The sequence below is a fragment of the Bacillus sp. FSL K6-2944 genome (genome assembly GCF_038005385.1).
In the GTDB taxonomy this organism is placed as follows: domain Bacteria; phylum Bacillota; class Bacilli; order Bacillales; family Bacillaceae_G; genus Bacillus_A; species Bacillus_A cereus.
The window spans coordinates 530,854-551,733 of sequence record NZ_JBBOTE010000003.1 but is presented as its reverse complement, the minus strand read 5'-3'; the positions used below and the strand labels follow the sequence as shown (position 1 = coordinate 551,733).

The window sequence follows — 20,880 nt, the reverse complement described above, 5'->3', positions numbered from 1 at the left end:
ATAATGATAGTTAACATCAAGGGGGATTACAAAATGGAATTAAGAGACTTACAAATCTTTAAAAGCGTTGCCGATCAGGGTAGTGTAAGTAGCGCAGCAAAGGAATTAAATTATGTACAATCAAATGTAACTGCACGTATTAAACAACTAGAAAACGAATTAAAAACCCCACTCTTTTACCGCCATAAACGAGGAATGACTTTAACAGCTGAAGGAAGAAAAATGCTCGTTTATGTTGGTAAAATTTTGCAAGATGTCGACGAACTAAAACAAGTATTTTTAGATAGCGAAACACCTTCTGGTATATTAAAAATCGGTACAGTCGAAACAGTAAGTACACTGCCTACCATTTTATCTTCTTACTATAAAAGCTATCCGAATGTCGATTTATCATTACAAGCGGGTCTAACAGAAGAATTAATTAGAGAAGTACTTGATCATCAATTAGATGGCGCCTTTATATCAGGTCCTATTAAACATCCACTAATCGAACAATACAATGTTAGTACAGAGAAATTAATGCTTATAACACAAAATAAAGCCTTTCATATAGAAGAATTTACAACAACGCCTCTACTCGTTTTTAACCAAGGATGTGGATACCGCTCCAAACTAGAACGTTGGCTTAAAGACGAAGGTTTGCTACCAAAAAGAATTATGGAATTCAATATATTAGAGACAATATTAAACAGTGTTGCACTCGGTCTCGGAATTACACTCGTACCACAGTCTGCTGTCCATCATCTTTCTAAAGCAGGTAAGGTCCATTGTCATGCAATCCCTGAAAAATACGGCAGTATTTCAACGGTTTTCATACGCCGTAAAGATAGCTATATGACGAATTCAATGCGTAGTTTTTTAAAAACAATTGAAGACCATCATCATATCAATATGCTGTGAAAGACATTCTTACATGAATGTCTTTTTTTCTTACAAAAGTGTAAGTCTTTCGTAAGCTAATTCGATAGTTGGAAGTATCCATATTCCCTATAATTAAGACATAAGCAGGGCAACAACTATTCGAAAAGGAGCGGATACGCATGATGAACAATATGAAATCAAATAAATTTTTAAATACAATGGGCATGGTGCTATCCGCACTTGTCGATGCAAAAGCTGTTGCAACTACATTAAACAAATAAGGAGAGATTATAATGAACAACATTACTTTCAACAAATCAGACTTTATCGGACTTGCAAGTGGAGCTACTCTTCTTACGGCTTTCATTTATACACTTGCTCAAGGTCTTATTTAACACTTTGTTTCCCCAAACCCCTTTATATATAGAAAAAGCTGCTCGTCTTATAGACAAGCAGCTTTTTAGTTTGTCCCGCTTTAATGGGCAGTAAGACCCCCTCCTCAAAATTCAGCGAAAGCAAAGAAGTTAGGTGGGGGTCGGGCTGCCCATTAAAGTCCGATTGGTGAAGGCTAATAATCAATGGGGGATGAAGAACCCCCACACTGATTAAAGTTTCACTTTATTTCATATACAATTTGACCTGTTTTCGTAATATCATATCCGCCAATCGCATTTAATTCATTATGAAATTCTTCCGATTGCAGAATGTCTTTCACAACTTCAATCAGCTCTTCATTTTCTTTATTCTTCAAAATTACTAAATCATACTGTTCTTTCATGATTGGAATAAAGTCCACATTTACAATTTGCGAAAACTTTTCTGAACCTACTCCTACATCAGCTTTTCCATTTGCAACTTGCGTGGCAACACCAAGATGATTCGATTCTTCCCATTCATATCCACTAATATCAGCTTTATTTAATTTTCGGATTCGTAATTGTTCATCCACTAACACTCTAATACCAGAACCCTTTTCTCGATTCACAAACTTTATAGTGGACCCGGATATGTCAGCCCATGTCTTTATTTTCTTCGGATTTCCTTTTTGAACATAAAACCCTACATTTCTGGACAATAAATTAATCATAAGACATGGCTGTCCTACTAAAATACGTTTTACGTAAGGAATATTATATGTACCCGTTTCACCATCAAACAAATGCAAACTAACGATACTTCCTTCTCCTTGATACATTTTCACTAAACTCGTTAAGCTACCTTGATACGCTCTTAAAACATTAGAACTTGGCAAACGATTTTCTATACGTTTAGCTAACATATCTAACGTTAGTTCTTGACCACTAATAATACACGTGTTCAAGATACTACTATCATCGTTTTTCACAGGATTAACTTGTACTTTCCCTGTTTTCATTTGCTTTATATATTGATCTAAATCTGCTGCATCAATGCGCATCTGTCTACCAACTCTATAAGAAGGAAGTTCTCCTTTTTTAATTAAGTCGTATACAGTTAATTTTGATACTTTTAATCGCTTTGCTACTTCTTCCGTTGTGTAGGAATGATGATCCATAGACGATTCCTCACTTTCTCCTTTCATTGTAACAAAGAAAAGAATATTTCTCCTATTTTTTAAAAATAGACATATGTTCAAATTATATTCAATTATAACTAGTTATATTTAGTTATATTTAGTTATAATTAGATGTGTCAAAATGAAAGGGGATTTTTTTATGAATAAATTTATATTACGTTCCATCGGGGCACTTATACTTTCTTTCCTTCTTATATTTAGCGCTGCTTGTACAAGTGGGGAAAAGCATACAAAGTCAGCTGCTAAAGAGGATAAAACAGTTGAACTGACTATCTCAGCTGCTGCAAGCTTACAAGATGCATTAAAAGAAATCGAAAAACAATATAAAGAAAAAGAGCCAAATATCAAACTTTCTTTTAACTTCGGTGCTTCTGGAGCACTTCAACAACAAATTGAACAAGGTGCACCTGCTGATTTATTCTTCTCAGCAGCAGAAGATAAATTCCAAACCCTTGTAAAAAAAGGATTCATTAATGAAAAAGAGGGGAAAAATCTCCTTGGAAACGAACTCGTTCTAGTCGTCCCAAAAGATAGTTCTCTTACAAAAATTCAAGATTTAAAAGATGAAAAAATAAAAAAAATTGCACTTGGTACACCTGAATCTGTACCTGCTGGCAAATATGCAAAGGCTTCTCTAACACACGAAAACCTTTGGAATGATGTTCAAAATAAAGTCGTATTTACAAAAGATGTTCGCCAAGTGTTAACATATGTAGAAACAGGGAATGTCGATGCTGGTATCGTATACAAAACAGATGCTCTCATTTCGGATAAAGTAAAGATTGGTGAGACAGCAGCAGCTACTTCTCATGAGCCAATCCACTATCCTTTAGGTGTTATAAAGGAATCTAAACATAAGAAAGAGGCGACTTCATTTTATGAGTATTTGCAGTCAAAAGATGCACAATCTATCTTTAAAAAATATGGATTTACAGTCCTGTCGTAATTACTATGAGCATTGATGCTATTTTATCGCCTGTCTTTCTATCTTTAAGAGTAGCTGCATGCGCCACTATTCTCGTTACAATTTTAGGGACAATTGTCGGGCGAGCACTAGCTCGCTCCTCATGGCGATATAAAGTACTATTAGAAACCATATTTTTATTACCAATGGTACTTCCACCAACTGTTATCGGCTTCTTTCTCATTATCATCTTTGGAAACAACAGCCCGATCGGAAAGTGGGTTGAATCATTATTTCAGCAGTCTATTATGTTCACATCTACTGCTGCGATCATTGCTTCTACAGTTGTTGCATTTCCTCTTATGTACCAATCAGCGAAAACGGGATTTTCTATCGCAAATGTACAAATTGAAGAAAGTGCTCGTGACCTTGGCGCAAGTGAATATCAAGTTTTTCTGCACGTTACACTTCCGCTCGCATTTCCTGCCTTACTAAGCGGGATGATTTTGAGCTTTGTCCGTGCGCTCGGTGAATTTGGTGCTACACTTATGTTTGCCGGGAACATTCCTGGTAAAACACAGACAATCCCAACTGCAATTTACATGGCTATTGATGCAAGTAATATGCAACTCGCATGGACACTTGTAGTTATTACTATCGGTATGTCACTCGTATTTCTACTATGTATTCAACTTATTAATAAAAGAATTACTAACTCTTAAAGCAGCTTTTTTCGAAGCTGCTTCTTTATTTCTTAGGAAATAAAATATACCACCGGGAAATAACTGAATTTTACCTCTTATTAAAATATACATTTTATTTGAATTCACTTTCTAAAATAGGCAATTTCCTGTTATTATATGGAGGTGTTTCAAAAAATGAAGAAATGAAAACGCATTTATATCGTGAATTCTTCATCCTGTTTTAGCGATCGGTAATCTTCTACTCTATTAGTGGGGCATTACCGATCGTTAGAACGATATGTAACTATATTGGTATAGCAAACCGAAGGGAGTCTTGTAATGGACATTTTATTAGCGCTTCTTCCTGCAATTGCATGGGGAAACATCTTATTAGTAAGCGTAAAAATGGGCGGTGGTGCATATAGCCAAACGGTAGGTATGACAATCGGTGCTCTATTCTTCGCAACAATTATGTATGTATTTACTCAACCAGCTTTAACAATGACAATCTTAATTGTTGGTTTTATTTCAGGTTTATTCTGGGCTTTAGGACAAGTAAACCAATTAAAAACAGTTGAAAAACTAGGCGTTTCAACTACTGTAACGATTTCTACTGGTATGCAACTTGTTGCAACTTCTATCTTTGGGGTTATCGCTTTCCGTGAGTGGACTACTACTACAACGATCATTCTGGGAACGATTGCAATCCTATTAATCGTAGTTGGTGTTGTATTCACATCATTAGATGATAAAGAAAATGCTCAGCCACCTGGACAATTGAAAAAAGGACTTCTTACTTTAATTGTTTCTACTTTCGGCTATCTTGTATATGTAATTATTATTCGTTGGTATAATATCGATGGTTGGTCTGCTATTTTACCACAAGCAGTTGGTATGTTTGTTGGTGCGGTTGTACTGACGTCTAAACATAAACCATTTAACAAATATGCAATCCGTAATGCTTTGTCTGGTTTACTATGGGGAACTGGAAACTTATTCTTACTTCTTTCATTACCACGTGTTGGAGTAGCAACAAGCTTCCCATTATCTCAAACTGGAATCGTTATCTCAACATTCGGTGCGATTGTATTCTTAGGTGAAAAGAAAACAAAACGTCAATTGATCTTTATTGCACTAGGTAGTGTTTTAATTATCGGCGGCGCTGTATTACTTGGTATGACAAAAGCATAATCTTATATTCTATTAGTAAACCCCTGAAGCATATGTACTTCAGGGGTTTTTTAATTCTAATTATTTTCTAGATATAATTATTTGTATGTTCTTGCCCCTTATAATTGCTCTTCCACTCTAGCAAACCAGCTACACATATAAAGAGATTAATAATAGCTAATATTAGCATGACGTATAAACCAGTAGAAATATAAATTACAATGCTAACTACGTTATATAAAATCCATAAATGCCAGTTTTCTAATATTTTTCGACTTAACATAAATTGAGCCACTAGTCCCAATACGGCATTTAAAGCGTCTAAATATGGACTTGTTGACTCTAAATAACGGACTTGATAATAACCCCAACCAATCCAAGCAACTAAAATAAAACTGTAACTACTCAGCTTCTTCAAATAAAAAAACAGGCCAAATACATGTTTCCGATTCGAAAACATGAAAAGAAAATACTCCAATCAGAGAAAGAATCTATGCCAAATAGAGAAATTCTCTTATGAAGTCGTGTTATTCCAAGGAACCGTTCTAGTTTCTATGACTTGGTTTATCGCTTGTAAGACCGATTGTTTTTGTTTTTTCATGGTACTCATAAAGCTTCGTATCTGACAAAAAGATTCTGCGCCTTTCTTACTTCGGAAAGTCCCAGACACTTTCTGTTTTACTTTCGTCATCCGAATATCCCGTTCTGCTTGATTGTTATCAAATGGAATGGCTGGATGTTCTAAAAACGCTAGAATTCTGTCAGAATACTTGACGAAGCGATTCCATAAATTTTGAGAAGGCGTCTGCTTTCCTTTCTTCTTTTGTTTCGTGGAAAGAATCTGTTGTTCTTTCAATATGGATTGATACATAATAAACAGATTCTTTTGCGTCGCTTTTGGCATGGTACCTTCGGATTGCTTTTTCATCGTCAACGCTTGCGTTAGAAATTTCTGCATCTGTTGTGCCCATTGTTCTCCAGTACTATCTATAATTCCTTGTAAATCTCGTAAGAGATGGGCATTACATAAAACGTGACGACAATCTGTATACGCATCATACGATTTCCAACCATCATGCATCGCAATTCCAGAAAAAGATGGCAAGATTTCTCCAGCATCCATTGCTTCTTTTCCACGTTTTTGATGAATATGTTGCAATGTCACCTCCGGTGTACTGGCAGTATGTAACCATTGTGTTTTGTTTTCTACACGCATACCAGTTTCATCAAAATGGACAACAGGAGACTGCAGAATCTTTTCCTTTACTTCTTTTATGAATGGCTGCAATTGAGAAGCGAAAGCCTGTGTATGATTTACCAGGGTTCCTTCGCTTATAGAATGTCCAAAACAATCCTGAAAGAATTCTTTTGTTCGCTTCAAAGAAATGCATTGATAATGCGTTAAATAGGGAATCAGTCTTTTTATATTTGGACCATATTGAACAGGACGAGATACTGTCGAAGGAAATTGGGCTTCTTGGATAGAATGGCAATGTGGGCATTCTTTCTGTTCTACTTTATGTTCTGTCACTTCGATCTGAATAGGTGGTAAGTCATACACTTGGCGAATGCGATACCCTTTTACAGGCTCGTGGTTCAAGGAAGTATGACAACAAGTACAATATGTAGGAGAATGTGTAATCGTATGATCTGGAGTCGCTGTCAAACCAAGAGTATGTCCCTTGTGGCCCAACTGGCCACCCGTTTGACGATGAGACGGTTTGCGCAAACTTTTTGTAACGGGCTTACCCAAACCATCTGTAGAAGGTGGCTTATGACTATTTTTGGAGTTTTTTTTTGAAGCATTTTCTAGTTCTTGTATACGTTTTTCTAACTTAGAAAATGTTTCTTCAAATAAAGAAATAACAGCTTCAGGTCCTTTTTTATATGTATCTAAAATAATTTTTCGATCGACCATAAGATTCACCTCCCCTGTTTGATATACTCAGTATTTACAAATGGGAGGCATATGAAACTAGTAAAATTTAAAAAAGACACCGAAAGGTGGCTGAGTAGTTACATAAAACTTATATAAAAAGTCCACCCTTTCAAATCTAAACGAACTGTTGCTTTTACCTCGCCCTCCCCACTTCGTGCAATCCAATAATACCAACCATATACATTAAATATAAATTGAAAAGCGGCTAATACTGCCATTGCATATAAACCTTGTGTAATAAAAATGTATAGAAATACCGCAACAGTAATCATGCCAAATAAAGAGTTGGATACTTTTTCTCTCGCTAATAACCAAACATTAATGATTCCCATAATTGATGCGAAAATTTCAATATAACTCGATTGAATATACAATCCAACTAATACACAAATAATACTAGAAACAAGTAAAAAAAGTGGACTTCTAACCATATTTATCTCTCCCCAGATGTGTAATAAATTCCCTATCACCAGTATAAGGAATAGCTCTTTCCTTTACCATGAATTTCCGCCTTCTCATTATCCATTCCATCTACGGTAAGTCTTTTCTTTTTACAAAATTCTCTTAAAGATGATATCGTTTTTATAACATATCTCTACTAGAAAGGAATAAAGGATATGCTAACTAAACATCGAATTTTATTTATTGGTGCCGGTCGTATGGCAGAAGCTATATTTTCCGGATTACTTAAAACAAGCAAAGAGTACATCGAAGAAATTATCGTCTCTAACCGAAGCAACATAGAAAAGCTAAAACAGTTACAACATCAATATAATGTGTCTACTACAACAGATTGGAAACAGCATGTTACATCTGTTGATACGGTTGTTTTAGCAATGCCACCTTCGGCTCATGAAGAGTTATTAGCTGAGCTATCTCCGTTAATATCAAATCAACTAGTCGTAACAGTAGCAGCTGGCATTGGACCATCTTATTTAGAAGCTAGACTCCCAAAAGGCACGCCTGTTGCTTGGATTATGCCTAATACAGCTGCTGAAATTGGAAAGTCTATCTCCTTATATACAATGGGACAATCAGTAAACGAGATACATCAAGAAACCCTGCAACTACTTTTAAAAGGTATTGGTACTTCGCAACTTTGTACTGAGGAAGAAGTTCATCAGCTTACTGCAGTTACTGGAAGTGCACCAGCCTTCCTTTATTACTTTGCTGAAAGCTTAATTGAAGCAACAAAAAGTTATGGAGTTGATGAAGAAACCGCAAAACATCTTGTCATTCAAATGATTTCTGGCTCTGCTTCTATGCTTGAACAAACGCAAAATCCAGCTAACCTTCGCGAACAAGTAACAACGCCAGGTGGTTCCACAGCTGAAGGTCTCAAAACTTTATACGAATATAATTTTTCAGAGGCAATTCAAAAAGCAGTAGAAGCAACAAACAAAAAAGCTAGGGGGAAATAATATGATTTTAACAAGTTTAAAAGACTATACAACATTACATAACGGTGTAAAAATGCCTTGGTTTGGTTTAGGTGTTTTTAAAGTAGAAGATGGTTCAGAAGTAATTGATTCTGTAAAAGCAGCAATTAAAAATGGCTACCGCAGCATCGATACTGCAGCAATCTATCAAAATGAAGAAGGCGTTGGGCAAGCGATTCGTGAATCCGGTGTTTCACGTGAAGAATTATTTATTACCTCAAAAGTATGGAATAGCGATCAAGGATATGAAACAACGCTTCAAGCATTTGAAACTACATTAGAGAAATTAGGTCTAGAATATTTAGATTTATATTTAGTACATTGGCCTGTAAAAGGGAAATATACTGAATCATGGAAAGCATTAGAAACACTTTATAAAGATGGCCGTGTTCGCGCTATCGGTGTGAGTAATTTCCACATTCACCACTTACAAGACGTATTTGAAATTGCTGAAATTAAGCCAATGGTCAACCAAGTGGAATACCACCCACGTTTAGCACAAGAAGAGTTACATGCATTCTGTAAAGAACATAATATCCAGCTTGAAGCTTGGTCACCATTAATGCAAGGACAACTACTAGATAATCCAACGTTACAAGAAATTGCGACAAAATATAATAAATCAACTGCGCAAATTATTTTACGTTGGGATTTACAAAACGAAGTTGTAACAATTCCCAAATCAATTAAAGAACATCGCATTATTGAAAATGCAAACATCTTCGACTTTGAATTAAGTGCTGATGATATGAAATCAATTCAAGCTTTAAATGAAGATCGTCGCGTTGGTCCAGATCCAGATAACTTTAACTTCTAGTAGAAAAACCACTGCCATATGCAGTGGTTTTTTCATTTAAGAAAACTGAAAATTTAAACTATATTTCATTTAGTTGACACTTCATTATTCAAGGTGTAAGATTTTGAATTATCAAAGAAACACAAAAATTAATAAAATTTATTCGTTTACTCATTGTATCAAGAGAGGTGGAGGGACTGGCCCTTTGAAACCTCGGCAACAGGTTCATTTTGAATACTGTGCCACTTCCTGCAAGCTTTATGCTTGAAAGATAGAATGAGGGACTTCGTTTATATACGGGTGCATAACTTGTACGTAAAAATCCCTCTTTCTCAATATGAAAAGAGGGATTTTTTATTTTTCATTTCCCTCATCATCATCCAAACTTAATTATTTAGGAGGAAAATCAAATGAAAAAGAAGTTTGTACCCGATATTGCATCAGTTGTAGGAGTAAGTATTTTATTAACTGGTTGCGGTAGTTATAAAAACGAAGCAAGCGGAGCAAATGCAAAAGACGAGGCACCTAGTAAACAGGTTTTAAACTTATCTTCACCTACTGAAATACGAACAATGGATACGGCTCGTGCTACAGATACTGATTCTGGTCAAGTAATGAGAAACGTATTTGAAGGTTTGTATAATCTTGGTGAAGGTAACAAACCTGTTCCTGGTGTTGCAAAAACTCATGAAGTAAGTGGCGATAAAACGAAATACACATTCCATTTGCGAGATTCAAAATGGTCAAACGGCACTCCTGTTACAGCTAAAGATTTTGTGTTCGCTTGGCAACGTGCCGTAGATCCAGCAACAGCCTCTGAATATGCATTTTTATTCTTTGATATTAAAAACGCAACAAAAATTAACAACAAAGAACTTCCAGCCGACCAACTTGGTGTAAAAGCAGTTGATGACCATACGTTTGAGGTAGAATTAGAGCGTCCTGTTCCTTATTTTATTAGCTTAACAGCGTTCCCAACATTTCTACCAATTAATGAGGAATTCTTTAAAGTACAAGGTGATAAGTACGCTTTAGAAGATAATACAATCTTGTACAATGGAGCTTTTACACTAAGCGATTGGAAGCACGAACAAAGCTTTAAATTTAAGAAGAACCCTACCTATTGGGATAAAGATACTGTCAAACTAGAAGAAATCAATTTTAATGTCGTAAAAGAAAAATCAACAGAAGTAAATTTATTCGAGTCAAAACAATTAGATCGTATAAAACTAACATCTGACTTCGTCGATAAATATAAAAAGGATGCTAACTTTAAAGAACGTCCAAACGTAGGCGTACAATTTTTACGTATGAATCAACAAAACAAAGTACTTCAAAACGTTTCTGCACGCCAAGCAATTGATCAAACAATTGATAGAAAATCCTTTGTAAATACGTTATTAAATGATGGCTCTACACCAACATTTGGTCTCGTTCCAAAAAACTTTGCAAAAGGACCTGAAGGAAAAGACTTCCGTACTGCAAACGGCGATTTAACAAAAGTTGATACAAAATCTGCACAAGAGTTATGGAAAAAAGCTAAACAAGAGCTTGGTTCTGAAAAGATAACATTAGAATTATTAACGAGTGATGCTGACCTTGATAAGAAAACTGGTGAATTCTTAAAAGGACAACTAGAAAAGAATCTAGATGGATTAACAGTAAATATAAAACCTCAGCCGCGTAAGCAACAAGTTTCGCTTTTATTAAAAGGTGACTACGAAATCGGAATTGATGGCTGGAGCCCTGACTTTGCGGATCCAATTACATTCCTTGAGCTATTTACAACGAATAACCCTTATAACTTAGATCATTACTCTAATAAGGAATTCGATGAAACAATAGCAAAAGTGAAAACAACTTTAGCTGGTGATGAAAAAGCTCGCTGGGAAGCATTACTAGCATCCGAGAAAATATTATTTAAAGACTCTGTTATCGCTCCTCTTTACCAAAAAGGCGAATCTTATTTAGAACGTTCTTATGTGAAAGGAATTGTGCAAGTAGACTTTGCAGGTCAATTAAACTTCAAGTGGGCAAAAATTGAAAAATAAAGTGAAACTTTAATAAGTGGGGGTTTCTTCATCCCCACTTATTATTAGCCCACACCAATTGTTTTTTTAGCAAAATATATTAAAAATAGGTTCTCTCACACATGAGAATCTGCTTTTTTAATATATTATTCTGAGAAATTAACAATCTATTTTTATTATTGACATATAGCTCTTTTCAGTGTTAATATTCTAAATAATCAAAGAAACAAAATATTTCACCATCAAAATATAATGTCTACTACGTTGAAACATATAACGATAGATTATAGTTCCACATGTATATACATATAGAACACCTGATTACCTATAAACAAATATTTATAATAGGTTTTATCTCCTTCTATAGCTACTTCAAGACACGGACATTATGACGTTACGAACAACACATTTAGGGAGGAACGAACAATGAAGAAAAAAGTTGCACCTGTTGTTGCATCTGTTTTAGGGGCAAGTCTATTACTAACTGCTTGCGGGGGGAATAAAGATAATGCAAGCGGAGCGAAAGCACCTGATAAACAGGCAATTAACTTATCATTCGCTTCAGAAATTCCAACAATGGATGTTGCAAAAGCAACGGATGGGGAATCCATGAACGTAATGCGTAATGTTTTTGAAGGGCTATATGCAATGGGAGAAGATAATAAACCGGTTCCTGGTGTCGCTGAGTCGGTTGACATTAGTCCCGATAAAACAAAATATACATTCCATCTCCGTGATTCAAAATGGTCAAACGGTACTCCTGTTACAGCAAAGGACTTTGCCTTCGCTTGGCAACGTGCCGTAAATCCTGATACAGCAGCTGAATACGCATTCTTATTCTTCGATATAAAGAATGCGAAACAAATAAACCAAAAACAATTGCCAATTGATCAACTAGGGGTCAAAGCTGTTGATGATAAAACGTTAGAAGTACAACTAGACCGTCCTGTTCCCTACTTCTTAAGCTTAACTACATTCTCAACATTCTTACCAATTAATGAAGAGTACTTAAAGTCTCAAGGCGATAAATATGGTTTAGAAACAAATCATTTAATTTATAACGGTGCTTTCACATTAGATAACTGGAAACATGAACAAAGCTTCCAATTGAAGAAAAATCCTAACTATTGGGATGCTAAAACTGTAAAATTAGAAGAAATCAACTTCAATGTCGTTAAAGATAAGTCTACAGAAGTGAACTTATATGATTCAGGACAAATTGATCGTGTTGCTTTAACTGCAGAGTTTGTTGATAAATATAAGAGCGATCCAAACTTCAAAGAACGCGCTGAAGTCGGTATTCAATTCTTACGATTAAATCAGAAAAATGAAACATTAAAAAATCAACATGCACGCCTTGCTATTAACGGCGCAATGAATAAAAAAGCTTACGTAGAAACAATCTTAAATAACGGCGCTGTTCCAGCTGAAGGAATGGTTCCTGCGAAATTTGCAAAGAGCCCAGAAGGCAATGACTTCCGTAAAGAAAATGGAAATCTAGTCAAGGATGATGTGAAAACAGCGAAAGAAAACTGGAAAAAAGCAAAACAAGAACTTGGTACTGACAAAGTAACAATCGAACTATTAACAAGTGACAATGCTTTAGCTAAAAAGACTGGTGAATATTTAAAAGGTGAATTAGAAAAGAACCTAGATGGATTAACAGTGAATTTAAAACCACAACCACGTAAACAACAGCTAAAACTACTATTAAGTGGTGACTATGAAATTGGTATTGACGGCTGGGGCCCTGACTTCGCTGATCCAATTACATTCTTAGATTTATTTACAACAGATAGTGCTTATAACTTCGATAAATACTCTAACAAAGAGTACGATGAGCTAATTCATAAAGTGAAAACAGATTTAGCTGGCGATGAAAAAGCACGCTTTGAAGCAATGAAGCAAGCTGAAAAAATTCTATTACAAGACGGCGCTGTCGCTCCTTTATACCAACAAGGCCGTTCTTACTTACAACGCTCTTTCATTAAAGGACTTGTAACAACTGACTTCGGTGGTGAGTTTAACTACAAGTGGACAGAAGTTACAAAATAATAAGTGCTAATAAAAAGGTATCCCACCGAGGATACCTTTTTATTTTATACTTCTTTAACTACAGAGCTTCTTCTTCCCTTTACCATTCCTTTTATAGCTAAAGTCATCACTGCTACTGATTGTGTAACCAATACAATAACTAATAATGAAATAATATTTCTCTCTAAACTAACTCCTCCAAATATTATTGTATAATAGCCATTCGCTGCATATGTTGCAGGAAATAATTCACTAATTGTTTGATATGTTTTAGAAAGCATTTCATGTGGCACAGTTACAACCATTTGTGTTAATGAAAGAAAGGCGAAAAAGACTATTGTCAATAATCCTCTTTTCCTTCTTTTTGCATTGAACCAAAACTCATCATAAATATAAACACAAACATCAAATATGTTCTCCACGTCAAAGAAGGTATATGCCCTGACCAAAGATAGCTAACTAAATAATTAATTCCCATAATACAAGACGATATTACTAAACTAATACTTATTAGTTTTACATATTTGAGCATATCTTTTCTCCTTGTTTTTATTTTTCTACTTCTTCAAACTGTAGATTCACCGGATCTTCTAAAAGTGTTTCATAAAAGTTCTCTGCCAAATCTGTTGAAGGGATTTTTTCATCTACTTCATCAAATCGAATACTATCTAGCCACACACAACCTTCTCCTGATAATAAAACACCAAATGCAATACCAAGTGCTTCTTCTTTTATATCTAATACAACCGAGTACGATTGCCAGTTATTCGTATTTTTAATGGGGCGATTTTGCATATTATCCATAGCGAGCGGTTCTGTATCTTTTCCATCTACTCGCATCCACAATCCTGCCCAATCTCTTACATTTTCACTCTTAATAAATGCTGTAAAACGTAATCTCTTCCCTACATATTTATCCGCTCGGAACATTTGCATTAATGTTGAAAATCCTCCATGCGTAACATTCTCTTTTGCTTTTATGTATGCAGATACTTTTCCTTGATGGACAACTTCATAATCTAAACCCATCTCATATTCAGCAGGATGACTTCCACTTAAGATCCATCCTTTCGGTATACCTTTTTGCATTGAAACACCCTCTCTTTCTATATAAAATGACTGAAAGTACTTTCGATATTTCTTTGGTGGCAATTGAAACATTCTTTTAAAAGCTCTCGTAAATGCCTCTTGTGAGGAAAAACCGTATTGCACTGCAATATCAATAACAGCTCTCTCCGTTGACACTAAAACTTGCGCAGCATGAGTTAACCTTCTCTTTCGAATATAATCTGTTACACTCATCCCAACATATCTTTGAAAGATGCGATGAAAATGGTACATCGATACTGCACTGTGGGATGCCACTCTTTCTGTTGTAAGCTCCTCATGTAAGTGATTCTCTATATATTCAATTGATTTTTTTATTATCTCTTTATATTCTTCATGCATTTTAGCCCCTCCCTCACAACTTCAATTTACCATATACATACAAATCGTTTTTGATTTAAATTGCGGATTAGTCCTTGTGACTGCAGGATAATAATTTATTTTCAACACATACATAATTACATGTTTTTGGGAAAAACTTGTATAGAACGAATTTACATAAGGAGGAATTTATAATGAGAATTCTACTATCAGTTTTATTAGCTCTTATGCTAGTACCTGCATTAACAGGATGTAAAGCTCCTGCCAAAGAAGACACAACTTCTAATAAAAAGACGACTGAAGAAGCAAAAAATGAGGCTCCTGCAGATTTAAAACTAAACTTCAATGAATTCGATTTAAAGGCAGACTACCAAGATACAAAGAAAGACTACGAAGCAGACTATAAAAATGTAGCAGCTGACAAGAAAATGGAAGCAAAAATTGAAGATCATAAAGCAGATGTAAAATTAACAGGAGACGAGGCTATCACAAAATTAAGCCCACTTCTACAAGAATTAAAATTTGATAAAGATACTCCTGATCAAGAAGTAATCGATCAAGTAGTGAACGTGTTCAAACTTGATAAAGACTATCAAAAATTCGATTTAGAAGTTGTCTTCTCTGATGGAACGAAAAAAGAATATAAAAGAGAAATAAAATAAAGAAGTAGGCGGTTGCCTACTTCTTTATTTTTGCATATCTTAAATCTGGTTTAGATCCAACATAATATTGAAGTCCAGATACCGTTTGTTTTTGTAAATAGGAATCCGACGGGAATATAATTGGAATTAATGGTGAATCTGTAAACATAATATCTTCCGCTTTATGCAATAAATCAAAACGCTTATCTTCATTTTGTTCTACTTCTGCTTCCTTCACTAAAGCATCAAATTCTTTATTATGCCATTTTGCATAATTGTTTGGACCATCACCTGCATATAAATCTAATTTAGTAATTGGGTCTAATAGAGAACCGCCCCATCCCATATAAGCTAATTGGAAATCACTTTGCTTATATGTGTCGATGTAACTCTTCCACTCTTTATTTTCTAATTTAATATCTACGCCAAGATTTTTCTTAAACATTTCTTGCATTGCTTCTGCTACTTTTTTATGTTGTGTATCTGTAGTGAATTTTAATGTTACTTCAGGTAATGTAGACCAGCCTTGTTCTTTCATACCTTCTTCTAATAATTTTTTCGCTTCTGCTGGATCAAATTTAACGTAACCACCTTTTTCTTTACGGAAATCACGCCCACTTTGTGTTTTTGCTCCTTCTGGAACGAATGCATTTGCTTCTTGTGCATTGTTTTTATACAGTTTTTCAACAATAAACTTACGATCAACTGCTAATGAGAATGCTTTACGTACTTTCGCATTTGTGAACGGCTCTTTTTCTACGTTAAACGAATAAATATAAGATGAAAATCCTGCAACACGTTTATATTCTTTATTTCCTTTTTCTTTCTCAATCATTTCTTGCGGTAAACTACTTAGTAAATCTAATTCTTTTGATTTGTATAATTGGTACGCTGTTTTAGAATCTGGAATAATACGAAACTCAATTTCTTTTAATGTTACCTTTTTATCATAGTATTCTTTATTTTTTTGTACCGTAATAGCCTGATTATGCTTCCATTCTTTTAATGTGAATGGTCCGTTCGTAATTAACTCTTTTGGATCTGTTTTTAATTTATTATTATCATCAATTGATTTTTTTGATAATGGAATGAATAATGAGCTTGCTAATTTTTGTTTAATGGAAGACACTGGGTGCTCAAGTGTTACCTTTAATGTTTGAGGATCAACAACTTGAATACCAACTTGTCCTTCTTCACCTTTTCCAGTATTGTATGCCTCTGCCCCTTTAATAAAATACATTTCTGTCGCATTCATAGAACCCGTTTTCGGATTTAATAATCGCTTCCACGCAAATTCAAAATCATTTGCTGTAATAGGAGAACCATCTGACCATTTAATATCTTTCTTTAAATGAATTGTATACTCAGTTCCATCAGCATTTACTTCTTCTTTCTCTGCTAATTCATTTTGATATTTTCCATCACTATCTTGCGTATATAAGCTTGAGAATAAATGTCCAATTACATAACCTGAAGTACTATCTGTCGCAATAGCGGAATCAAGTGTATATGGATCGCTACCAATATTCGTTACTAATCGATCTCCTTCTCCCTTACCAGCACTCGCCTTTTGTGTCTCTTTCTTACCGCAAGCGACAGAAGTAATTGCTAAAACAGTCATAATGACAAACAGTAAAAACTTCTTCATCCTACATTCTCCTTTAACCTGAAATTTTTGGTGTTGATGCCAATAGTGTTTTTGTATAAGAATGTTGTGGATTACGGAATACTTCGTCCGTATTTCCAAATTCAACAAGTTCTCCTTTGTATAAGACAGCTACTTTTTCACATAAATAGTGAACCATCGGTAAATCGTGCGCGATAAATAAATATGTATAACCTTGTTCCTTTTGAATTTTTTGCAGCAAGTGCACAATTTGGATTTGAAGCGAAACATCTAATGCCGAAATTGGTTCATCAAGAATTAATACTTCCGGCTCACACAATAACGCTCTTGCAATAGCAATTCGTTGACGTTGTCCTCCGCTAAATTCGTGCGGATAGCGATCAATATATCGTCTATCTAACCCAACACGCTCTAGCGCATCACCTGCTACTTTATCTTTCAATCCTTTATCACCTAAACCAAATGAAATATAGCCTTCCGTTACGCTATCGCGTACTTTCCAGCGCGGATTTAATGCTGCTGTGGAATCTTGAAAAATAAACTGTACTTTCTGTAAGAAATCACGTTTATGAGTTGCCTTCAACTTGTGAACGACTTGACCGTTATAATCAATTTCACCAGACGTTGGGCTCTCAATCCCAGCTATGAGCTTACCAAGTGTTGTTTTTCCTGAACCACTTTCTCCAATAATGCCAAGCGTTGTTCCTTTCGGGATAGAAAGTGATATGTCTTTTAACGCTGCGATTTCTTTATTTTTACTTCCATACGTTTTCGTTACTTGCTTTACAGTAATTAAATCTGTCGTCATGAGGCATTCACCTTCTCTTTTGATTTCGCTTTATTATGCTCCAGAACATGTTGCCAGCAATGTGAACTATGCTCCTTGGAATATGTTGTTCTCTCTGGGAAACGATGAATACATTCTTTTATCGCTACTGGACAACGATTTACAAAAGGACAACCAAAGCTATTTAACGTCTCAATGGAAGGTGTCGTCCCTTCTATTGCACGTAATACTTTTTCAGAATCATCCATATTCGGAATTGCTTGTAATAAGCTTTTTGTGTATGGATGTTTAGGGGAACCTATCACTTCCTCTATCGTTCCTTTTTCAACAACACGTCCTCCATACATCACAACTACTCGATCCGCTACTTCACGTACAAGTGCTAAATCGTGCGTAATTAGTAAAATACTCGTATTTTGCTTTTCCTTTCTTTCCTTTAATAACTCCATAATTTGCTTTTGAATTGTTACATCTAATGCTGTCGTAGGTTCATCCGCAATAACGAGTTTGGGGTGGCAGGCAAATGCGATTGCTAAACAAATACGTTGCCTCATGCCTCCGCTTAATTGATGTGGGTACTGTTCAAAGCGTTTCTCTGCTTCATGTATCCCTAAATCATTTAATAAGTTAATCGCAATTTCTTTTGCTTCTTTTTTCGATTTCTTTTCGTGTTGCAAAATCACCTCTGTAATTTGCCTTCCCACCTTCATCGTCGGATTTAAAGATGAAAGTGGGTCTTGAAAGATAAACGAAATATCTTTCCCTCGAATTTGATTCCATTCTGATTCTTGTAGATTCGTTAATTCCTTTGATTCAAAAGATATATTTCCATCATCAATATGAATTGATTCTTGATTTAAGCCGATAATAGATTGTGCTGTAACACTTTTCCCTGAACCACTTTCTCCTACAAGTGCAACTATTTCACCTTCGCTAATAGAAAAGGAAACATGCTTAACAATTGCTTGGTTACTATTCTCTTTTTCAACGGCTAACGTTACGTTTTCTAAAGATAAGAGCTGTCCCATGTTTTTTCTCCTTTCGATTCCGTTTTACGATTTTTGGATCAATTGCATCTTGTAAACCATCACCAATCGCATTAAATGCGAACATAATGAGCGCAATCATGATTGCTGGGAAGAATAGCTGCCACCATTCTCCACTCAATAATGTCCCAAGTGCATCATTCGTCATCGTCCCCCAGCTTGCTGCCGGTGATTGCACTCCTAGTCCGATAAAGCTTAAAAATGATTCTGAGAAAATAGCTGCGGGAATTGTAAATGATAAATTTACGATAATAATGCCCGTTAAGTTCGGAATTAAATGCCCGTATATAATTTTCATATGGGATGTACCTAATCGCTCCGCTGCAATAACAAACTCTCTTTGTTTTAAAGATAAGACTTGCGCCCTAACGAGACGTGCCATACCAATCCATCCTGTTAATGCAAGGGCGATGATAATGGTAAAAAGACCTGGTTTCATAACAATTAATAGTAAAATAACAATTAATAAATACGGGATACCGTATAACACTTCGATTCCTCGTATAATCCACTCATCAATTAATGTCCCAAGGCGATTGCGCCCTCTCACATATCCACTAAATCCTCCGATTAGCACACCAAGTCCTATATCAAGAGCAGCTGCCACTAATCCAACTGTTAATGAAATTTTCCCGCCAGCCCAAGTACGTGCCCATATATCTCTTCCCAAATCATCTGTTCCGAACCAATGCTCACTACTAGGTGGTAAGTTTGTTGCCTCTTTTACTTGTTCACTCGCAGTAAATGGCGTTAAACTTTCACCAACAAGTGAGAAAACAATAATGAGTAATAACGTCACTGATCCTAAAACTGCGATTGGATTCGATACAAACTTACGAAACACTTCTTTCTTTCGGCTAATCTTTTGCTGATCTTTATTTATCGTTAATTCTTTCTTCTCTTCATTTGTTAATAACTGGTCATTAATTTCATAAGCTCCCATCTAAACATCCCCCTCCTTACGTAATAGAACGAATACGTGGATCAACAATACGATGAATAATATCTGTAATAAAAATACATACAATTAAAAGTGCACTATAAAAAATGGTTGTTCCCATAATCACTGGATAATCTCGATTAAAAATACTATCTACAAAATATTTTCCGAGACCAGGAATTGAAAAAATCTTTTCAATAACGAAAGTACCTGTTAAAAGTCCCGCCATTAATGGTCCAACAAATGTAAGTACCGGAACAATTGCATTTCGAAGAGCATGTCTTATAATAATCTTCTTAATCGGTATACCTTTCGCTCTCGCTAACTTAATATAATCACTCTGCAGTACTTCGATCATATTAGAGCGAACAAATCTTGTAATCACTGCGATTGGTCCTAACGCTAATGCAAAGGATGGCAATACCGTATGTTCAAATGTACCCCAAGCAGCTACTGGTAAGAGCTCGAATTGAATAGCCAATACTTGTATAAATAGTGGTGCTAAAATAAAGCTCGGAATAGAAATACCGAGGATGGCAAGTAAACTTACACCGTAATCAATTACCTTCCCATGATAGAGAGCAGCAAATGTACCTGCAGCAATTCCGACTAGCAATGAAATAATAAGTGCTTGTAAACCAATAATTGCTGATGGACCAAAACCAGTTGTTATAATTTCTGATACACCTTGCCCGGTTGATTGAACAGATTCACCAAAATCAAAATGAACTACGCCGTCTAAATAAGCAACATATTGATTCCATAACGGTTCATCAAGGTGATACTTCGCTCTCATGTTTTGGATCACTTCTTCAGGAAAGATTTTTGCATCTGATGAAAATGGATCCCCCGGAATAATATGCATAATTAGAAATGTCACCGTCGTAATAACCCATAGCGTGAACACCATAACTGATAATTTTTTAATTACATACACCCCAATAACCCCCTAAACACATATATTTACTTAGTTTTATAAACGTACTTTTTCCATTACTCC

The 20,880-nt window shown here is 35.3% G+C and carries 21 protein-coding genes, 1 pseudogene and 1 riboswitch; of the genes and pseudogenes, 10 read left to right on the top strand and 12 right to left on the bottom strand.

The window, feature by feature from the left end:
• The first annotated feature begins 33 nt into the window (after positions 1-33).
• Together MHH55_RS29385 and MHH55_RS29380 are read left to right on the top strand one after the other, a co-directional pair.
• Positions 34-900, top strand: a complete 867-nt coding sequence (locus tag MHH55_RS29385; protein WP_078187717.1) for a LysR family transcriptional regulator — start codon at positions 34-36, stop codon at positions 898-900.
• A 254-nt stretch (positions 901-1,154) separates the two neighbouring features.
• Entirely contained in the window at positions 1,155-1,256 is a 102-nt protein-coding gene (locus MHH55_RS29380) for a DUF3948 family protein (protein WP_001060017.1), read from the top strand.
• Positions 1,257-1,474: 218 nt separating this feature from the next.
• Here the strand turns inward: MHH55_RS29380 and MHH55_RS29375 are convergent, their stop codons facing one another.
• Positions 1,475-2,395 (bottom strand): substrate-binding domain-containing protein, encoded by a 921-nt coding sequence (locus MHH55_RS29375; protein ID WP_033684624.1) that lies wholly within the window; start codon positions 2,393-2,395, stop codon positions 1,475-1,477.
• Positions 2,396-2,555: 160 nt separating this feature from the next.
• Here MHH55_RS29375 and modA point away from each other — a divergent pair, with 160 nt between their 5' ends.
• The 3 genes from modA to MHH55_RS29360 all read left to right on the top strand — a co-directional run bounded on the left by modA (position 2,556) and on the right by MHH55_RS29360 (position 5,194).
• Complete coding sequence (modA, locus tag MHH55_RS29370; RefSeq protein ID WP_001031841.1) at positions 2,556-3,362, top strand: molybdate ABC transporter substrate-binding protein; 807 nt, start codon at positions 2,556-2,558, stop codon at positions 3,360-3,362.
• A 5-nt stretch (positions 3,363-3,367) separates the two neighbouring features.
• On the top strand, positions 3,368-4,042 hold the full coding sequence (gene modB, locus MHH55_RS29365) for a molybdate ABC transporter permease subunit (protein WP_000020526.1): 675 nt from the start codon (positions 3,368-3,370) through the stop codon (positions 4,040-4,042).
• 300 nt (positions 4,043-4,342) lie between these two features.
• Positions 4,343-5,194 carry a GRP family sugar transporter gene (locus MHH55_RS29360; RefSeq protein WP_000353544.1) on the top strand — a complete coding sequence of 284 codons (852 nt, stop codon included), beginning with the start codon at positions 4,343-4,345 and terminating at the stop codon, positions 5,192-5,194.
• Positions 5,195-5,261: 67 nt separating this feature from the next.
• Here the strand turns inward: MHH55_RS29360 and pnuC (MHH55_RS29355) are convergent, their stop codons facing one another.
• The 3 genes and pseudogenes from pnuC (MHH55_RS29355) to pnuC (MHH55_RS29345) form a co-directional block, all read right to left on the bottom strand.
• On the bottom strand, positions 5,262-5,633 hold the full coding sequence (pnuC, locus tag MHH55_RS29355) for a nicotinamide riboside transporter PnuC (RefSeq protein WP_303047671.1): 372 nt from the start codon (positions 5,631-5,633) through the stop codon (positions 5,262-5,264).
• A gap of 54 nt (positions 5,634-5,687) precedes the next feature.
• Positions 5,688-7,091, bottom strand: coding sequence for an IS66 family transposase (gene tnpC / locus MHH55_RS29350; protein ID WP_100910632.1), 1,404 nt, complete (start codon positions 7,089-7,091; stop codon positions 5,688-5,690).
• 101 nt (positions 7,092-7,192) lie between these two features.
• A pseudogene (pnuC, locus tag MHH55_RS29345) lies at positions 7,193-7,543 on the bottom strand (nicotinamide riboside transporter PnuC); the annotation flags it as partial.
• Between the two features lie 186 nt (positions 7,544-7,729).
• Here pnuC (MHH55_RS29345) and proC point away from each other — a divergent pair.
• The 4 genes from proC to MHH55_RS29325 all read left to right on the top strand — a co-directional run bounded on the left by proC (position 7,730) and on the right by MHH55_RS29325 (position 13,432).
• Entirely contained in the window at positions 7,730-8,533 is an 804-nt protein-coding gene (proC, locus tag MHH55_RS29340; RefSeq protein WP_000956251.1) for a pyrroline-5-carboxylate reductase, read from the top strand.
• A gap of 1 nt (position 8,534) precedes the next feature.
• Positions 8,535-9,368 carry an aldo/keto reductase gene (locus MHH55_RS29335; protein WP_078187347.1) on the top strand — a complete coding sequence of 278 codons (834 nt, stop codon included), beginning with the start codon at positions 8,535-8,537 and terminating at the stop codon, positions 9,366-9,368.
• A gap of 152 nt (positions 9,369-9,520) precedes the next feature.
• Positions 9,521-9,625, top strand: a riboswitch (SAM riboswitch).
• A gap of 132 nt (positions 9,626-9,757) precedes the next feature.
• Complete coding sequence (locus tag MHH55_RS29330) at positions 9,758-11,398, top strand: peptide ABC transporter substrate-binding protein (protein WP_078187348.1); 1,641 nt, start codon at positions 9,758-9,760, stop codon at positions 11,396-11,398.
• Between the two features lie 405 nt (positions 11,399-11,803).
• Entirely contained in the window at positions 11,804-13,432 is a 1,629-nt protein-coding gene (locus tag MHH55_RS29325) for a peptide ABC transporter substrate-binding protein (protein ID WP_078187349.1), read from the top strand.
• Positions 13,433-13,476: 44 nt separating this feature from the next.
• Here the strand turns inward: MHH55_RS29325 and MHH55_RS29320 are convergent, their stop codons facing one another.
• The 3 genes from MHH55_RS29320 to MHH55_RS29310 are packed head-to-tail and all read right to left on the bottom strand — an operon-like array spanning position 13,477 to position 14,860.
• Positions 13,477-13,755 (bottom strand): hypothetical protein, encoded by a 279-nt coding sequence (locus tag MHH55_RS29320; protein WP_000156944.1) that lies wholly within the window; start codon positions 13,753-13,755, stop codon positions 13,477-13,479.
• Positions 13,752-13,943, bottom strand: coding sequence for a hypothetical protein (locus MHH55_RS29315; RefSeq protein WP_000922547.1), 192 nt, complete (start codon positions 13,941-13,943; stop codon positions 13,752-13,754). Before MHH55_RS29315 ends, MHH55_RS29320 begins: the two co-directional genes overlap by 4 nt.
• Before the next feature lie 17 nt (positions 13,944-13,960).
• A complete protein-coding gene (locus MHH55_RS29310) occupies positions 13,961-14,860 on the bottom strand; it encodes a helix-turn-helix transcriptional regulator (RefSeq protein ID WP_000544202.1) in 900 nt (299 codons plus the stop codon).
• A gap of 173 nt (positions 14,861-15,033) precedes the next feature.
• On the opposite strand from MHH55_RS29310, the gene MHH55_RS29305 reads away from it, so the two are divergent.
• Positions 15,034-15,501, top strand: a complete 468-nt coding sequence (locus tag MHH55_RS29305) for a YusW family protein (RefSeq protein WP_001221552.1) — start codon at positions 15,034-15,036, stop codon at positions 15,499-15,501.
• 16 nt (positions 15,502-15,517) lie between these two features.
• Here the strand turns inward: MHH55_RS29305 and MHH55_RS29300 are convergent, their stop codons facing one another.
• Genes MHH55_RS29300 through MHH55_RS29280 form a run of 5 tightly spaced genes read right to left on the bottom strand, consistent with a single transcriptional unit; the run spans position 15,518 to position 20,817 of the window.
• The gene (locus MHH55_RS29300; protein ID WP_025690493.1) at positions 15,518-17,128 is read right to left on the bottom strand and encodes a peptide ABC transporter substrate-binding protein; all 1,611 of its coding nucleotides are present in this window, start codon (positions 17,126-17,128) and stop codon (positions 15,518-15,520) included.
• Positions 17,129-17,141: 13 nt separating this feature from the next.
• A complete protein-coding gene (locus MHH55_RS29295) occupies positions 17,142-17,915 on the bottom strand; it encodes an ABC transporter ATP-binding protein (protein ID WP_000205673.1) in 774 nt (257 codons plus the stop codon).
• Positions 17,912-18,922, bottom strand: a complete 1,011-nt coding sequence (locus MHH55_RS29290; RefSeq protein ID WP_000531264.1) for an ABC transporter ATP-binding protein — start codon at positions 18,920-18,922, stop codon at positions 17,912-17,914. Before MHH55_RS29290 ends, MHH55_RS29295 begins: the two co-directional genes overlap by 4 nt.
• Positions 18,879-19,883, bottom strand: coding sequence for an ABC transporter permease (locus MHH55_RS29285; protein WP_000501525.1), 1,005 nt, complete (start codon positions 19,881-19,883; stop codon positions 18,879-18,881). The genes MHH55_RS29290 and MHH55_RS29285 overlap by 44 nt, the downstream gene beginning before the upstream one ends.
• 16 nt (positions 19,884-19,899) lie before the next feature.
• Positions 19,900-20,817, bottom strand: a complete 918-nt coding sequence (locus MHH55_RS29280) for an ABC transporter permease (protein ID WP_078187350.1) — start codon at positions 20,815-20,817, stop codon at positions 19,900-19,902.
• Positions 20,818-20,880: the final 63 nt, after the last annotated feature.

Excerpts from the sequence above, each read along its gene's own strand:
- MHH55_RS29330 (WP_078187348.1), top strand. The coding sequence starts at position 9,758 with ATGAAAAAGAAGTTTGTACCCGATATTGCATCAGTTGTAGGAGTAAGT.
- pnuC (WP_303047671.1), bottom strand. The coding sequence starts at position 5,633 with ATGTTTTCGAATCGGAAACATGTATTTGGCCTGTTTTTTTATTTGAAG.
- MHH55_RS29315 (WP_000922547.1), bottom strand. The coding sequence starts at position 13,943 with ATGCTCAAATATGTAAAACTAATAAGTATTAGTTTAGTAATATCGTCT.
- MHH55_RS29380 (WP_001060017.1), top strand. The coding sequence starts at position 1,155 with ATGAACAACATTACTTTCAACAAATCAGACTTTATCGGACTTGCAAGT.
- MHH55_RS29335 (WP_078187347.1), top strand. The coding sequence starts at position 8,535 with ATGATTTTAACAAGTTTAAAAGACTATACAACATTACATAACGGTGTA.
- MHH55_RS29385 (WP_078187717.1), top strand. The coding sequence starts at position 34 with ATGGAATTAAGAGACTTACAAATCTTTAAAAGCGTTGCCGATCAGGGT.
- MHH55_RS29325 (WP_078187349.1), top strand. The coding sequence starts at position 11,804 with ATGAAGAAAAAAGTTGCACCTGTTGTTGCATCTGTTTTAGGGGCAAGT.
- proC (WP_000956251.1), top strand. The coding sequence starts at position 7,730 with ATGCTAACTAAACATCGAATTTTATTTATTGGTGCCGGTCGTATGGCA.
- modB (WP_000020526.1), top strand. The coding sequence starts at position 3,368 with ATGAGCATTGATGCTATTTTATCGCCTGTCTTTCTATCTTTAAGAGTA.
- tnpC (WP_100910632.1), bottom strand. The coding sequence starts at position 7,091 with ATGGTCGATCGAAAAATTATTTTAGATACATATAAAAAAGGACCTGAA.
- MHH55_RS29295 (WP_000205673.1), bottom strand. The coding sequence starts at position 17,915 with ATGACGACAGATTTAATTACTGTAAAGCAAGTAACGAAAACGTATGGA.
- MHH55_RS29300 (WP_025690493.1), bottom strand. The coding sequence starts at position 17,128 with ATGAAGAAGTTTTTACTGTTTGTCATTATGACTGTTTTAGCAATTACT.
- MHH55_RS29360 (WP_000353544.1), top strand. The coding sequence starts at position 4,343 with ATGGACATTTTATTAGCGCTTCTTCCTGCAATTGCATGGGGAAACATC.
- MHH55_RS29285 (WP_000501525.1), bottom strand. The coding sequence starts at position 19,883 with ATGGGAGCTTATGAAATTAATGACCAGTTATTAACAAATGAAGAGAAG.
- MHH55_RS29310 (WP_000544202.1), bottom strand. The coding sequence starts at position 14,860 with ATGCATGAAGAATATAAAGAGATAATAAAAAAATCAATTGAATATATA.
- MHH55_RS29375 (WP_033684624.1), bottom strand. The coding sequence starts at position 2,395 with ATGGATCATCATTCCTACACAACGGAAGAAGTAGCAAAGCGATTAAAA.
- MHH55_RS29305 (WP_001221552.1), top strand. The coding sequence starts at position 15,034 with ATGAGAATTCTACTATCAGTTTTATTAGCTCTTATGCTAGTACCTGCA.
- modA (WP_001031841.1), top strand. The coding sequence starts at position 2,556 with ATGAATAAATTTATATTACGTTCCATCGGGGCACTTATACTTTCTTTC.
- MHH55_RS29290 (WP_000531264.1), bottom strand. The coding sequence starts at position 18,922 with ATGGGACAGCTCTTATCTTTAGAAAACGTAACGTTAGCCGTTGAAAAA.